Annotated in this window: 13 protein-coding genes and 1 tRNA gene; 10 read left to right on the top strand and 4 right to left on the bottom strand. The window is 64.4% G+C overall.

Annotated features, from left to right (window positions below; genetic code table 11):
- Positions 1-7 precede the first annotated feature (7 nt).
- The 3 genes from BLU29_RS05565 to hisC all read left to right on the top strand — a co-directional run bounded on the left by BLU29_RS05565 (position 8) and on the right by hisC (position 2,301).
- Positions 8-490, top strand: a complete 483-nt coding sequence (locus BLU29_RS05565) for a DUF6428 family protein (protein ID WP_197677770.1) — start codon at positions 8-10, stop codon at positions 488-490.
- 68 nt (positions 491-558) lie between these two features.
- Positions 559-1,152, top strand: coding sequence for an HAD family phosphatase (locus BLU29_RS05560; RefSeq protein WP_091060930.1), 594 nt, complete (start codon positions 559-561; stop codon positions 1,150-1,152).
- Between the two features lie 54 nt (positions 1,153-1,206).
- A complete protein-coding gene (hisC, locus tag BLU29_RS05555; RefSeq protein WP_091055793.1) occupies positions 1,207-2,301 on the top strand; it encodes a histidinol-phosphate transaminase in 1,095 nt (364 codons plus the stop codon).
- Here the strand turns inward: hisC and BLU29_RS05550 are convergent.
- Positions 2,298-3,782 carry a tetratricopeptide repeat protein gene (locus BLU29_RS05550; RefSeq protein WP_091055792.1) on the bottom strand — a complete coding sequence of 495 codons (1,485 nt, stop codon included), beginning with the start codon at positions 3,780-3,782 and terminating at the stop codon, positions 2,298-2,300. The two genes, hisC and BLU29_RS05550, sit on opposite strands and share 4 nt — an antisense overlap.
- Positions 3,783-4,058: 276 nt before the next feature.
- On the opposite strand from BLU29_RS05550, the gene BLU29_RS05545 reads away from it, so the two are divergent.
- From BLU29_RS05545 to BLU29_RS05535, 3 genes are all read left to right on the top strand, one after another.
- Positions 4,059-5,183, top strand: coding sequence for an outer membrane beta-barrel protein (locus BLU29_RS05545; RefSeq protein ID WP_091055790.1), 1,125 nt, complete (start codon positions 4,059-4,061; stop codon positions 5,181-5,183).
- A gap of 67 nt (positions 5,184-5,250) precedes the next feature.
- Positions 5,251-5,853, top strand: a complete 603-nt coding sequence (locus tag BLU29_RS05540; protein ID WP_091055789.1) for a polysaccharide biosynthesis/export family protein — start codon at positions 5,251-5,253, stop codon at positions 5,851-5,853.
- Positions 5,854-5,863: 10 nt separating this feature from the next.
- Complete coding sequence (locus BLU29_RS05535; RefSeq protein WP_091060928.1) at positions 5,864-8,080, top strand: polysaccharide biosynthesis tyrosine autokinase; 2,217 nt, start codon at positions 5,864-5,866, stop codon at positions 8,078-8,080.
- 121 nt (positions 8,081-8,201) lie between these two features.
- On the opposite strand, the gene BLU29_RS05530 is transcribed toward BLU29_RS05535, so the two are convergent.
- Both BLU29_RS05530 and rpsR read right to left on the bottom strand, forming a co-directional pair.
- Positions 8,202-9,176, bottom strand: coding sequence for an L-threonylcarbamoyladenylate synthase (locus BLU29_RS05530; RefSeq protein WP_091055787.1), 975 nt, complete (start codon positions 9,174-9,176; stop codon positions 8,202-8,204).
- A 62-nt stretch (positions 9,177-9,238) separates the two neighbouring features.
- Positions 9,239-9,433: a 30S ribosomal protein S18 gene (gene rpsR / locus BLU29_RS05525; protein ID WP_091055786.1), complete on the bottom strand. Its 195-nt coding sequence runs from the start codon at positions 9,431-9,433 to the stop codon at positions 9,239-9,241.
- Positions 9,434-9,535: 102 nt separating this feature from the next.
- Here rpsR and BLU29_RS05520 point away from each other — a divergent pair.
- Positions 9,536-9,611: transfer RNA gene (locus BLU29_RS05520), tRNA-Arg, on the top strand.
- 85 nt (positions 9,612-9,696) lie between these two features.
- Here BLU29_RS05520 and BLU29_RS05515 read toward each other — a convergent pair.
- Positions 9,697-10,305, bottom strand: a complete 609-nt coding sequence (locus BLU29_RS05515) for an NAD(P)H-dependent oxidoreductase (protein WP_091055784.1) — start codon at positions 10,303-10,305, stop codon at positions 9,697-9,699.
- A gap of 63 nt (positions 10,306-10,368) precedes the next feature.
- Here BLU29_RS05515 and aroC point away from each other — a divergent pair, with 63 nt between their 5' ends.
- From aroC to BLU29_RS05500, 3 genes are all read left to right on the top strand, one after another.
- Positions 10,369-11,460 carry a chorismate synthase gene (gene aroC, locus BLU29_RS05510; protein ID WP_091055783.1) on the top strand — a complete coding sequence of 364 codons (1,092 nt, stop codon included), beginning with the start codon at positions 10,369-10,371 and terminating at the stop codon, positions 11,458-11,460.
- 81 nt (positions 11,461-11,541) lie between these two features.
- Positions 11,542-12,291, top strand: coding sequence for a hypothetical protein (locus BLU29_RS05505; RefSeq protein WP_091055781.1), 750 nt, complete (start codon positions 11,542-11,544; stop codon positions 12,289-12,291).
- Between the two features lie 73 nt (positions 12,292-12,364).
- Positions 12,365-13,438 carry a trifunctional transcriptional activator/DNA repair protein Ada/methylated-DNA--[protein]-cysteine S-methyltransferase gene (locus tag BLU29_RS05500; protein WP_197677769.1) on the top strand — a complete coding sequence of 358 codons (1,074 nt, stop codon included), beginning with the start codon at positions 12,365-12,367 and terminating at the stop codon, positions 13,436-13,438.
- The last annotated feature ends 460 nt before the right edge of the window (positions 13,439-13,898 follow it).

Genomic DNA, 13,898 nt, shown 5'->3' with positions numbered 1-13,898 from the left:
CAAGAACATGAACCTGCAAGAACTGAAGGCCTGCCTGCAAAAATGTCCCGAACTCGGTCTGGCCATCGCATTGCCGGACGGCCGCCGCGTGCCGGCCCATTGCCACGTGACCGAGGTCGGGCACGTGACGAAGAAGTTTGTCGACTGCGGCGGCGCCTTCCGCGCCTCCGAGGCGTGCGTGCTGCAAACCTACGTGGGATCATCCGTGGACGACGGCCACCGGCTGACCGCCGGCAAACTGGCGCACATTCTCGGGTTCGCGGATTCTTTTTTGCCCACGGGTGAACTTCCGGTCGAGGTCGAATACGAGGATGAGCTTGTTTCGCAGTATCGTGTCGAGGGTGCCGGCCTGGTCGGCGATGTCCTGACCCTGCAGCTCGGTCTCAAGCACACCGATTGTCTCGCCAAGGAGAAATGCGGCATCGACGAGGGTTGTGGCTGCAGTAACGAACCTGAATCTGCCGAAGCCGGCAGCGGGGCGTGCTGCTGACCCGGCCGCCGCGCACGCAACGTTTGGCGTTGCGCGGAGCAGGGCGGGCGTTTCGCTGGCCGGCGCTGATGAAACTCGACATTCCCGCCGGCGATTTCGCCGGCTACATCTTCGACCTCGATGGCACGCTGGTGGACACCATGCCGCTGCATTACCGCGCCTGGAACCGGGCGATGCAGCACGCGGGATTGAAGGAGGAGTTGAGCGAGGACCTGTTCTACTCGCTCGGCGGCATGCCGACGCGCGGCGTCGCCAAGGTTTTCGCGGACCACTACGGGCTCACGCTGGATGTGGAGAAGGTCTTCCACCAGAAGGAGGCGCTGTTCCTCGAGCTGAAGTCGGAGATGAAGGTGATCGAGGCGGTGGTCGCGTTTGCGCGGAAGGCGGTGAGCCAGGGCCGGCCGGTCAGCGTGGCGTCGGGCGGCCCGCGCGACATCGTGCGGCATACGCTGGAGCTGATGCACCTGCAGGATCTTTTCCCGGTGGTGGTGACGCCCGAGGATGTAGTCCACGGCAAGCCGGCGCCAGATATGTTTCTGCTCGCGGCGAAAAGAATGGGTGTCGCGCCGGCGCGCTGCCTCGTGTTCGAGGATGCGGTGCCGGGCATCCAGGCGGCCGAGGCGGCCGGGATGAAGTGGGTGCGCGTGCCGAGCCGGGCCTGAGCGGGCGGCCGCTTTTGATTTGAACCGGCGCCCGTCAGACGGTGGGCTGGCCGCATGACTTTTGCCGAACTCGCCAACAAGGGGATCCTGACGCAGCCGGTGTATGAACCGGGCAAGCCGATCGACCAGGTGGCGCGCGAGCTCGGCCTGGACCCGGCGGGCATTGTCAAGCTGGCGTCGAACGAGAATCCCTTCGGGCCGTCGCCCAAGGCGATGGCGGCGGCGGAGCGCGCCGTGCGCGAGATGAACCTCTACCCCGATGGCGGCTACTACGCCCTGCGGCAGAAACTGGCGGCCAAGTGGAGCCTCGGCCTGGACCAGTTCATCATCGGCGACGGGTCGAACGAACTGCTCGAGCTGCTCGGCCACGCGTTCCTTGCGCCGGGCGTTGAGGGCGTGATGCACCAGTCGTCCTTCATCGTCTACAAGCTGGTCACGCTGATGTTCGGGGCGACGCCCGTCGAGGTGCCGCTGGTCAACATGCAGCAGGACCTCAAGTCGCTCGCCGCGGCCATCACGCCGCGCACGCGCCTGGTCTTCCTCGCGAGCCCGAGCAACCCGGTGGGCGCGGTCAACAGCGCGGCGGAGATCACGGCGCTGGTGCGCGGGCTGCCGCCGCACGTCATCCTCGTGCTCGACGAGGCGTATGCGGAGTATCTCGACGAGGTGTTCGACCTGCGGCCGCTGATCGCGGAAGGACGGAAGGTGATCGGCCTGCGGACCTTCTCGAAGATCTACGGGCTGGCGGCGCTGCGCGTCGGCTACGGCTACGCCGCCCCGGAGCTGATCGCGATCGTGCAGCGCGCGCGGCAGCCATTCAACGTGAACGGCATCGCCGTCGCGGCGGCCGGCGCCGCGCTCGACGACCATGAATTCGTGGAGAAATGCCGGCGCGAGAATGCGGCGGGGCGGACGTTCCTGGGCGACGGATTCAAGCGGCTCGGGCTCGCGTTCGTGCCCGGCGGCGGAAATTTTCTGCTGGTGAAGGTGGGCGACGGCGCCGCGGTGTTTGCCGCGTTGCAGTCCCGCGGCCTGATCACGCGACCGGTCAAGCCCTACGGCCTGCCGGAATGGCTGCGCATCACCGTGGGCACCCGCGCGCAAAACGAGCGCCTGCTGGCGGCCCTGGCGGAAGTCATCCGTGTCTAGAGGCGGCGCGGACCGAGGGCGGTCTGCAGCGCGGCGAGGAGATCTTTTTGGGCAGGCAGCAGCAGGAGCCGGTCGCTGCCGAGCGCGGTCCGGGCCCGGGAGAGGATTTCGCGCGAAGGCTGGCGGGTGCGCAGGAACTGTCCGAGGTGGACGGGCAGGTTTGCGGCGGCCCCCGTGTCGAGCTCAAGCCGGATCAGATGGGTCAGCGCGGCCTGGTTGAGTGGATCGGCCTCGGCGGCGCGGCCCAAGACGGCGAGGGCCAGCTCACGGGCGCCCAGGGTGGAGAGCCGGTTGGCCACGGCGACGAGATTGTCGGCGCGGAGATTTTTCTGCGTGAGCAGATGGTCGAGCGAGAGCCGGGCCTCGTCCGTCCGTCCGAGTCCGCTCAGGGCGACCGCCTGCAGGCCGTTCAGGACCGGGGCGAACTGGCTGGTCCACTCGGGGTATTCGCGCGTGGAGCCGGCAAGGAGGTCGAGCGCCGTCTTGAATTCGCCCGCGACGATGTGCGCCTCGGCGACCATGAGGGCGGCGGCACCGGCGTTTTCGGGATAGGGGGCGAGGGACTGCTGCACACGGCGGGCCAGGGCGGGCTGGCCGGTGCTCGCGGCGAAGTCGGCGAGCAGCAGCAAGGCGGCGGGATCGCGCCCAAACTGCCGGAGGAAGGTCGCCGTTTCCCGTTCCAGCCGGACTTGGTCGCCCCGCCGGTGGTGGAGCTGAAGGTAGGCCACGCGCGGCGCCGGCGCGAGCGGATCGCCGGTTACGCGCTCGACGAGGGCGGACTCCCATTCGCTGCTGCGGCCCAAGGATTGGTAGTAGCCGGCCAGCAGGGCGAGGGCCGCATCGTGCTGGGGGTGGGTCGTCAGATGCTCCTTGAGGTGAAGCAGGGCCAATTCGGGATAGCCGCGTTCCCAGGCGATGCGTGCCTGCAGGAGGACACCGTCGGCGGTATCACCCAGGCGGTAGCGCATAAGCAGATGCTCCGCCTCGTCGTAATTGCCGTGATAATAGGCCGCGGTGGCCGCAAAGGTGGCAAGGAGAGGCTTGGTGGCGGAGTTGGTCGGCGCGGCCAGCATCCGGCTGGTGATCTGGAGCAGCTTGGCGTCTTCCCGGAACTCCAGCAGGAAGGACAGCGTGCTCTGCAGGTAAGCGGTATTGTCCGGCAGGCAAGCCAGTCCGTCGATCAGCACCTCCCGGGCGAGGTCGGGCCGGCGGTAGGCGAGATAGACCCGGGCGAGCAGCGTGCGGCCCTGGGTATTCGCGGGCGCCTTGCTCACGCCGATGCGCAGCTTTTGCACGGCGAGGGTGTAATCTCCCTGCCGGAGCAGGGCTTCGCTTTGCGCGATGTAGTGATTGCCCTGATTTACCCGGTATTGCGGCCACCGGCCGGGCCACAGCAGGTCGACATACTTTACCTCAGGGAAGTCCCGGCGGTATTTGACAAAGAGCCAGGCGCCAAAAGTGAGGAAAAGCCATGCTCCCACTCCCAAAATACCGGCCACCACCCCCAATCGGCACCACCAGATGCTTAAAATCAGCCTTTGCGGGCCTAAGTCCGATTTTTTAACAGGTCGCTGGTTCACGATGTGATTTAAATCCGCTGAATTTTCCTCACTAGCAAACAACCTTCAGACCGAGTGAGCCAGGCCTCTTTGTCATCGAAAAATGGCATAGTATAGGCTTGAATAAGAAAGTGATTTGCAGTTCTTTCGCCCACCTACTCTCAAACTGACCTAAGACTCTACACTGGAGCCTGATTAATGAAGCACTACATCACTAAAATCGCACTGTTCTCTCTCTGCCTAGGCCTGTCCACGGCTAAAGCCGCTCCATTCATGGCGGTTGGAGACAATGCCGAACTCTTCGTCACGGCCGGCGCACTGCTCTCTTCGGACGATAACATCTATCTGGGCGCCTCGGGCAAGAGCGATACCATCTACAGCTTTACCCCTGGTTTGGATCTGGTGTTTGGCAAAGGATCGGCCGTCACTGGCGACGTCTACTACAACGAGGAAATCCGCCGCTACAGCTCGCAGTCCAAGCAGAATGTTAATCTGGCCACGGTCGGAACCAGGGCGGCCTACTCCAATGGAGTTTCGAAAGCTGATTTCAACGCCTCGTATGCTGAAATCGCCCAGAATCAAGTCGGAGCAACCCTATCCAGCGACATCGCCCGGCGCAATGTCACGAACTTGAGCGGGAAGACGGAATTCGGTCTTACGGAAAAAACATCACTCTCCATCGGCTTGGCCTACGACAAGGTCCACTATGTTCCGGTTGCCTTTACGAGCAGCGATGTGTTGACGATCCCCGTCGATGTCTACTTCAAAGCCACCCCCAAACTCGACTGGAGTGCGGGCTATTCCTACCGGTCCACCGCCTTGTCGGGCAGCGGCGATGACAGTCGCGACAGTTTCTTCAATATCGGCGCCCGCGGTGAATTTACCCCCAAGCTGACCGGGCAAGTCCGGGTGGGTTATACCGCCCGCTCCTTCGACCGGGCCGGCAGCCAGTCTCTCGTTGGTTTGAGCGGGGGCCTCACCTACGCTTATTCCGAGAAAACGAGCGTCCTGATTAATGCCAGCAATGACTTCGGCAACTCCGGCACCGGTGACTCGACCAAGAACCTCTCCTTTGGCGCCAGTATCGCCAACCATCTCTCGGAACAGTGGGCCCTGAATGCCGGCCTCAGCTGGCGCTCGACCAAATATCCCACCCGCACCGATGATTATGTCGAAGGCTCGATCGGGGCGACCTACAGTTACAATGCTTACCTGAACTTCAACGCCAACTACATCTACCGGGACAACAGCTCGAACATGGCCAGCGCCGGAACAGCGTTCACCAACAATGTGTTCAGCCTTGGGGCCAGCGTCCGCTATTGAGGGCCTCGGTTGATTTTTTGACGGAAGAAGGTCGTCGATCTTCTTCCGTTTTTTATTCCTAAACTCCATGCGATCACGACTCATCGGGCTGCTGCCGCTCCTCGCCCTGCTGTTGGGCGTGCTGCCGGCCGCCGAAACGCCGGCCCCGACGCCGACTCCGGCGCCGACGGATTATGTGCTGCAGCCCTCGGACTTGATCAGGGTCCTGATCTTCCAGGAACCCGATCTCCTGCGCGAAGTGCGCATCACCCAGGAATACACCATCAACCTGCCGATGATCGGCACGATCGACCTTCGCGGCCGCACGGTGCGGCAGGCGGAAGAGATCATCCGCAGCCTGTATGATCGGGACTATCTGGTGAACCCGCAGGTCAACCTGACGGTGCTGGAATACTCGCAGCGGACGGTGCAGGTGGTCGGGGCGGTCAACTCACCCGGGTCCGTGGTGTTCCCGCCCGAGCAGAAAATGGGGCTGGTGGAGGCGATCGCCCGCGCCGGCGGGCAATCCCGCATCGCCGACCTGAAACGGGTGCAGCTCACCCGCACCAGTGCCGAGGGCAAGACCGAGACTTTCACCATCAATGTGGTCGACCTGATGAAGGGCGCCTCCGGGGAACAATGGCTCCTGCTCAAGGGCGATGTTGTCCTTGTGCCCGAAAAACTTTTCTGATTTGCGCAACATGGACACAGTGCCGAAAGCCGAGAAAGCCCAGGGATCGGGCGAAGCCTATCCCTACACCTACTATGGCACGAGCTACAGCGGCTACGGCTCGCCCGGGCATGGCGACAACCAGATGCAGCGCAGCATGCAGGATTACGTGCTCATCCTGCGCGAGCGGGCCTGGTATATCGTGCTCGTCTTCGCCCTGGTCTTCTCGGCGGCCACGATCTTCACGTTCACCCGCGTGCCCCAATACCAGTCCGTCGCCAGCGTGCAGGTATTTCGCCGCGATCCGGTCGTGATGCAGGTGCAAGGCGTGGTGGACAATGAAATCCGCTCGGCGGAGGACCTGAACACGCAGGTGAAGGTGCTGGAGAGTTTCGCCATCGTCCAACGGGTCGCCGACCGGCTCACGGGCGAGGACCTGAAGGCCTTCCTGGCCCCGTATCAGAAATCCGCGGCCTCGTCTCCTCCCAGTCCCGCCGAGATCATCTTCCGGGAACGCAAGATCGTGCCGGTGCGCCTGAGCCTCGTGCTCCAGGTGCAATACGCCCACCCCGACCGGCATGTCGCCGCCAAGGTCGCCAATCTGTTCATCGACGAATACATCGCCTACAACTCGCGGCTGCGCATCGAGGACTCCATGAAGGCCGTCGACGACCTGAAGGAGCGCGCCGAGCAACAGAAGAAGAAGGTCGAGGAACTGGCCATCAACCTGCAGGCCTACCGCGAGAAGAACAAGATGGTCTCGCTCGACCAGCGCAAGGACATCGTCACCGAGAAACTCAAGGCCCTCAACGCCTACGTCACCCAGACCACCTCGCGCCTCAACGAGGCGGAGATCCGCTGGCGCCAGGTGCAGGAGCGCAAGGCCACGCCGGCGCAGCTGCTCGACCTGCCCTTCATCTCGAGTTCGCAGCTGATCGGCCAGCTCGTGCAGCAGGTGTCCGCCCAGAAGATCGTCATGTCTCAGCTGCGCGAACACTACCGCGACAAGCATCCCAAGATGATCGAGGCGGTGAATTCCCTCGCCCAGACGGAGCGGGAGCTCAGCCGCGCCATCGACTCGACCGCCGCCATGTTCGAGGCGGATTTCCAGACGGCCAAGCGCAACGACGAGGAGGCGCGCGCCAACCTCGTCCGTCAGGAAAGCGAGTCGCTGGAGCTGGACCGCTACGCGGTGGAATATTCCAATCTCGTCCGCGATTACGACATCAACGAGCACCTGCTGAACAGCATCCTCGGCCGCATGCGTGAGACCTCGATGAGCAGCACCATCGAGACCCAGAGTGCGCGGGTGGTCGACCGGGCCGCCCCGGCGCTCAAGCCCTTTTCGCCCAATATTCCGCTCAACCTCGCCCTCGGTTTCCTCGGCGGCCTCGCGCTCGGCACGGCCTTCGCCTTCTTCGTCGCTTACATCGACGACCGGGTGAAGAGCTCCTTCGACATCGAGTCGGTGGTCGGCCTGCCGCTGATCGGCATCGTGCCCGAGATCAAGCGGCTCGACCAGCCCGAGAAGGCCCAGATCGTGGCCAACAACCAGGACAAGCAGGTCGTGGAATCCTTCCTCACGCTGCACTCCAGCCTTCGCCTCAAGGACGAAAGCAAGCGCGCCCAGGCCATCCTCGTGACGAGCACCATTCCCGGCGAGGGCAAGTCCTTCACCACGACGAACCTCGCCCTCACCTTCGCCGCCCACGGCGAGAAGGTCGTCATCGTGGACTGCGATCTCCGCAAGCCGAACATCCACAAGTCGTTTCGCCTGGAGAATCTCAAGGGTGTGATCGACGTGTGCGCGGGCACGCAGACGGTCGACCAGGTGCTCTGCCGGAACGTGCACCCGAATCTCGACGTCATCCCCGCCGGCGGCCGGGCCAAGAACCCCACCCAGATCCTCAACAGCAAGAACTTCGAGCTGATGCTCTCCGAGCTGCGCAAGCGCTACGACCGTATCTTCATCGACACCCCGCCGCTGGCGGCCGTGAGCGACGCCCTGATCATCCTCCCGCTGCTCGACGGCTCGCTGTTCACCATTTTCTTCAACCGCGTCCGCCGCAAGGCCGCGCAGTTCAGCGCCCGGAAGCTGCTCGAGGTGAATGTGCCGTGCTTCGGCGCCGTGCTCAACGGCCTCAACCTTGCGGTCTCCGGCTACTACTACGCCCAGTATTACGACAAGTCCTACAAGGACTACTACGTGACGATGGCGAAGCAGGACCCGGGCACGGTCGAGCGCTGAGCCCGGTTGAAGGCGGAGCGCGTTGACCTCAACGCGCTTGGTTGGTGATTCATGTAGGGGCGCGCCTTGTGCGCGCCCATGGGCGTGGACGAGCCACGCCCCTACATTCGACGCAAATGCTTCAGCGCCGTGCCGCGGCGCGCTTCAACCGGTCGTTGATGGCCGTCGCGAGCCCGCCGGGGTCGCCCGGCAGCGGCTCCATCCAGATCTGCCGGTAACGGCCCGCATCGGCCCGGCGCAGCACATCGTAGAGGTTGCGCGCCATCTCGGTCAGCGCTCCACGCCGGCTGAGCCAGAAGACATCTTTGGCCGGCTTGATGGCGGGCTGGCGCAGCAGCACGCCGGCGACACCGGCCGACAGTTTGGCGGGCGGCCGGCGCAGGACGAGCGGTGTGCGCGGGCTGTAGTGTCGTTCCAGCATGCCCGGGGCGAGCTGGCGCGTCCGCGAGCCGCGCGACTTGGCGCCAGACACCTTCACGCCAAGCAACTGCTGGATCTGCGCGGCGGTCACGACTCCAGGCCGCAGGATGCGCGGCCGCGCCGGGTTCGTGATATCCAGCACGGTCGATTCCACGCCGACGGCGCATGCGCCACCGTCGAGGATGTGCGGGATGCGTGAACCCAGACCTTCGCTCACATGGGCTGCGGTGGTGGGACTGATATAGCCGAAAAGATTGGCGCTGGGCGCGGCCAGCGGGATTTTCGCCAGCTGCAGCAGACGGCGGGCGAGGGGATGCGCGGGGGCGCGGATCGCCACGGTCGGACCGCCGGAGGTCACAAGGCCAGGCACGCAGGGCTTCTTCGGCAGCACCAACGTCAGCGGGCCGGGCCAGAATCGGCGCGCGAGGCGCCGGGCCGCCGGGTTGAACTCCGCCAGTTCCTCCGCGTGGGCCAGGTCGAGCACATGCACGATCAACGGGTCGTTGGCCGGCCGGCGCTTGGCGTGGAAGATCGCCCGGCAGGCCTTGGCGTCGAGCGCATGGGCCGCCAGGCCGTAGACCGTCTCCGTCGGGATCGCCACGAGTTCGCCGCGCTGCAACGCCGCGGCCAGGCGGCGCAGGTTGGCGGGGGTCGGGCGATGGATTTGGGCCTGCATGGATCCGGGCAATAAAAAAGCCGGAGCGAAGGCTCCGGCTGAAAGGCTAAGCCGGCAACGGCTTATTGCATCGTCAGCATGTTGCGCGCGCGCTTGATCTTGGCCGTGACCTTGCGCTGCTGCTTGGCCGAGAAGCCGGTGTATTTGCGCGGCAGGATCTTGCCCGTGTCCGTGATAAAGCGGCTCATCAACTGGGGGCTGGTGAAAGGAATTTCCTCGGGCTTGAGGGTCTGGGTCTTGGTTTCGGTCGTGCTCATGTTTGAAAAAGGAGTCGGAAGGTTGGCTTTCCACCCCGGCCTGTCAACGGGCATTTTTGGTTTGCCAAACCCCGTCCGCGGGCATGTCTGGAAATGGCTTTAGTCCCCGTAGCTCAAATGGATAGAGCACGCGTTTCCTAAACGTGTGATCCCGGTTCAATTCCGGGCGGGGGCACCAGCCTTCGCTCCTTTGGAGCTACGGCCCGGCAAGCCACTCTCGGGCGAAGGCGGTCGCGCCGAAGCTCGCCGAACATGGGCGGCTGCTACATTCCGCTGCGGAAGGTCTTGTGGTCCACGGTGCCGCTGGTGCGCACCAGCTTCAGGGCCTTGCCGTATTCCTCCAGTAGGCGCAACGCATAGCGGAGCCGCTGGCGCTGGAGGGTGTCCTCCTTGCCGAGGTCCGTCGCGCCGTCCGGTGTATTCAGGTTTTGTTCGGCGTGGTGGATGATGACATGCTCCGGGATCCAGCACAGCCGGTTGTTTTTGTAGCCGCTCATGCGCAGCTCGGCCACCGGGTAGCTGCCGCCGCGCATGGCCGACACGGTCACGATCAGGCCGGGTTTGTGGCCGATCTCGCCAGCGGTGCAGTTGAGCAAAAAGTTCTTCACGCCGGGCGTGGCCATGCCGCTCCACTCAGGGGTCAGGACCACCAGCGCGTCCGCCGCTTGCAATTCGGCCGAGATCGGATCCCACAGCGCATCGGGTGCGCCGCCCGTCGTCTCATCCCACAGGGGCAGGGGGTTCCCGCTCAGGCTGTAGAGATGCGCCTCGGCTCCGGGATGCTCGCGGGTCAGCACCGACTGCACATACTTCGCGACCTTGAGCGTCTGCGCTTCCGCCCGGTGGCTGCCGCTGAGGATGAAGAACTTCATGTGCGAACCTATGCCTTACCTAGGGCTTGCTTGCAAGCGGGCCGCGCGCAAACATTCCGCCCCGTGTCCAACTCCTTCGGCCAGAATTTCCGCATCACCACCTGGGGCGAAAGCCACGGGCCGGCCGTGGGCGTGGTCATCGACGGCTGCCCGGCGCGCCTGCCGCTGACGGCGGAGGAAATCCAGACCGACCTCGACCGGCGCCGCCCCGGGCAGAGCGATATCACGACACCCCGCAAGGAGGCCGACAAGGTCGAGATCCTGGCCGGCGTGTTCGAGGGCCTCACGACCGGCGTGCCCATTTCCCTGGCGGTGCACAGCAGCGACCAGCGTCCCGCCGCCTACGACGAGATGAAGGAGAAATTCCGTCCGTCGCACGCGGACTACACCTACCAGGCCAAATACGGCCATCGCGACCACCGCGGTGGCGGACGGTCTTCGGCCCGCGAGACCATCGGCCGGGTGGCGGCGGGGGCGGTGGCGCGGAAAATACTCTACCTCGCGAACAAGCTCGAGATCCGCGCCTACGTCACGCAGATCCACGATATCATCGCCCCGCCGATGGGCGGTTTCCCGACGCTCGCCGAGGTGGAGGCCACCTCGGTGCGCTGTCCGGACGAAAGCACCGCCACTCGCATGATCGAGCGCATCAAGCAGGCGCGCAGCGCGGGCGACTCCGTCGGCGGCATCATCGAGTGTCGCGTGCGGAATGTCCCCGTGGGACTGGGCGAACCGGTGTTTGACCGGCTCGAGGCCGACCTGGCCAAGGCCATGCTCTCGCTGCCGGCGACCAAGGGCTTCGAGATCGGCAGCGGTTTCGCCGGCACCCTGCTCAAGGGTTCGCAGCACAACGACGCCTTCGTGACGAAGGGCGGCCGGATCCGCACCGCCACCAACCATTCCGGCGGCGTGCAGGGCGGTATCAGCAACGGTGAGGAGATCGTCTTTCGCACCGCCTTCAAGCCCACCGCCACCATCCTCCAGACCCAGAAAACGGTTGATATTCGCGGGGCCGAGACCGAACTGCTGGCCCGCGGCCGCCACGATCCGTGCGTGCTGCCGCGCGCCGTGGTCATTGTCGAGGCCATGACGGCCCTGGTGCTCGTCGATCACTGGATGCGCCAGGCCGCGCAGAACCAAACCTTCAAGTTTTGATTTTACACCAAGAACGCAAAGTTCGCTAAGCGGCTTTGCCTTGGTTGCATTCTTGGCGCCCTTGGCGATCTTCGTGTGAAAATGAATTCTGTTTACTTTATCCTGGGCACGCCCGGCTCCGGTCGTCGCGCCATCGTGCGCGACCTGATCGAAAACGGGCTCGCGCCGGAGGAGAGGGCGCTGGTGCTGCTGGCGGAGGACGAGGAGGCCGACCCGGCGGACACCAAGCTGGTGGGCCTGCCGAACACCGAGCTTCGCCGCTGGAAGTGGACCGAGCCGGCGCTGCCGCCGGTCGAAGGGCTGGGAGCCGCAACGGTCTTCTTTATCGCCGACTCACGGATCAGCCCGATGGACCAGCTGGAAGCGCTCAAGCCCTGGCTCGAGGAGCACGGGGCCACGCTCGCCCGGATCTTCTGCGTCGTGGACTGCCAGCTCGCCGAAAAGCAACCGGTGCTCCGGCAGTGGTTCGACGCCTGCATCCATTTTGCCGACGTCGTGTTCCTCACCCGCCGTGAGGGCCTGGCCAACAAGTGGCTCAGTGATTTCATCGGCCATTTCAAGGACCAGCATTTCCCCTGTCATTTCGTGCAGGTCAAGACGAAGGGCGACCTCATCACGCCCCTGGTGTGGCTCGACCCCACCGCGCGCCGCGTCTCGCAATACTTCGACGAGGGCGAGAGCTATGAGATCGAAGGCCTCGAGACCGACGATGAGGAGGATGACGAGGAGGACTCCGGCCTGCTCCCGCCCGAGCCTTATTTCGTGCGGCTGAGCAGCGGCCGGCGCGAAAAGGAAGTCCCCGACCTCCGCGACTACCTGCCGAAGAAATAACCCGCCCGATTATCGGCGGAATCGCGGCAAGCGGTTGCGCTATACTGGGCGCATGATTCAACCAGAACTTTCCTTGGCCGCTTCTATCCAGTCCCTGCCCACGCCGCGCACGATGTATCGGGCGCTGGCCCGGCGCGACGCCGCCTACGAAGGCGTGTTTTTCACCGGCGTGAAGACGACCGGCATCTTCTGCCGCCCGACCTGCCGGGCCAAAAGGCCGAAGCCCGAGAACGTCGAGTTCTTCCCCTCGATCAACGAGGCGCTGCATGGCGGTTACCGTCCCTGCCGGCTCTGCCGGCCGATGGACAGCACCAAGCCCGTGCCGCCGCTCGTCGAGCGCCTGCGCCGCGCCGTCGAGGAATCCGCCGAGGGGCGCGTCAGTGACAAGGACCTCGCCGCCATGGGCATCGAGCCTTCGACCGCCCGCCGGCAGTTCCAATCGTATCACGGCATGACCTTTCATGCCTACCAGCGAGCCCGGCGGATGGGCCTAGCTTTGCGCGATGTGAAAGCCGGCAAGGCGGTCATCGATGTGCAGCTGGCGCGCGGCTACGAATCCACCAGCGGCTTCCGCGAGGCGTTCACGCGGGTTTTCGGCACGCCGCCGCGCGGGGCCAAGACCGGCCAGTGTCTGCTCGCTCAACGCATGGAAACCCCGCTGGGCACCATGCTGGCGCTGGCCGATGAGCAGAGCCTGCGCCTGCTGGAGTTCGCTGACCGCCGCGGGCTCGAACGCGAGCTCGTGCTGCTCCGCCGCCGGTTGAAATGCGCCATCGTGCCCGGCAGCAACGCCGTGCTGGCGGAAACACAGCGGCAGCTGACGCGCTACTTTGCCGGTGAGTCGCTGCGGTTTGACCTGCCGCTCGCGCCGGTCGGCTCCGATTTTCAGCGGCGCGTCTGGGCCGAACTGCGGCGCATCCCGGCCGGCCGCACCCGCAGCTACAAGGAAATGGCGGCGCGCGTCCGGCTGCCCAACGGGCACCGGGCGGTCGCCCGCGCCAACGGGTCCAACATGCTCGCCCTCGTGATTCCCTGCCACCGGGTCATCCGGTCGGATGGCGACCTTTGCGGTTACGCGGGCGGCGTCTGGCGCAAGCAGCGGCTGCTGGAACACGAGCGCAAGTTTGCCTTGGGTGGAGCACGCTGACCCAGTACGCGGTGTTTCCCCATGTTTCCGGATGGGTCCCGATGTGCTCTTCAGAGGGGAAATCAGAAACCCGATGTTTCCCGAAGGGGTCGAAAAGCGCCGAAACGGAAAGAGATGTAGAAATCAGGGTGTAGAAAAACACCAGCCATCTCCGGCGAGAATATAGATAAGCTGGGGACTGACGATCTAGTGTCCCGTCAGATAAGTTTGCTGCATAATCTCAAGAGACCAATTTCCGAATGTTGCAGGCGATTTTGACCCGCGGAGCCAATCCCCCACGCCTGAATCGCCTGCAAGCAGGCTCCTACACTATGAACCGAACTTGTCTGACACCACATTAGGGTGTGTTTGCAAAATACCTTAACCGCCCAATCTGGCGCTCAATCCATCACTTTCGCTGCCGGTCATCCTGAGCCGGGCGAAGGATCCAGAAGCACGCGTGACTCCTGCTGGATCCTTC

The sequence above is a fragment of the Opitutus sp. GAS368 genome (assembly GCF_900104925.1).
In the GTDB taxonomy this organism is placed as follows: domain Bacteria; phylum Verrucomicrobiota; class Verrucomicrobiia; order Opitutales; family Opitutaceae; genus Lacunisphaera.
This window is presented reverse-complemented; position numbering and strand designations above follow the sequence as displayed.

What these genes read in the sequence shown, in the direction of transcription:
- BLU29_RS05565 (WP_197677770.1), top strand. Translation starts at nt 8, where the DNA reads ATGAACCTGCAAGAACTGAAGGCCTGCCTGCAAAAATGTCCCGAACTC.
- BLU29_RS05560 (WP_091060930.1), top strand. Translation starts at nt 559, where the DNA reads ATGAAACTCGACATTCCCGCCGGCGATTTCGCCGGCTACATCTTCGAC.
- hisC (WP_091055793.1), top strand. Translation starts at nt 1,207, where the DNA reads ATGACTTTTGCCGAACTCGCCAACAAGGGGATCCTGACGCAGCCGGTG.
- BLU29_RS05545 (WP_091055790.1), top strand. Translation starts at nt 4,059, where the DNA reads ATGAAGCACTACATCACTAAAATCGCACTGTTCTCTCTCTGCCTAGGC.
- BLU29_RS05540 (WP_091055789.1), top strand. Translation starts at nt 5,251, where the DNA reads ATGCGATCACGACTCATCGGGCTGCTGCCGCTCCTCGCCCTGCTGTTG.
- BLU29_RS05535 (WP_091060928.1), top strand. Translation starts at nt 5,864, where the DNA reads ATGGACACAGTGCCGAAAGCCGAGAAAGCCCAGGGATCGGGCGAAGCC.
- BLU29_RS05530 (WP_091055787.1), bottom strand. Translation starts at nt 9,176, where the DNA reads ATGCAGGCCCAAATCCATCGCCCGACCCCCGCCAACCTGCGCCGCCTG.
- rpsR (WP_091055786.1), bottom strand. Translation starts at nt 9,433, where the DNA reads ATGAGCACGACCGAAACCAAGACCCAGACCCTCAAGCCCGAGGAAATT.
- BLU29_RS05515 (WP_091055784.1), bottom strand. Translation starts at nt 10,305, where the DNA reads ATGAAGTTCTTCATCCTCAGCGGCAGCCACCGGGCGGAAGCGCAGACG.
- BLU29_RS05505 (WP_091055781.1), top strand. Translation starts at nt 11,542, where the DNA reads ATGAATTCTGTTTACTTTATCCTGGGCACGCCCGGCTCCGGTCGTCGC.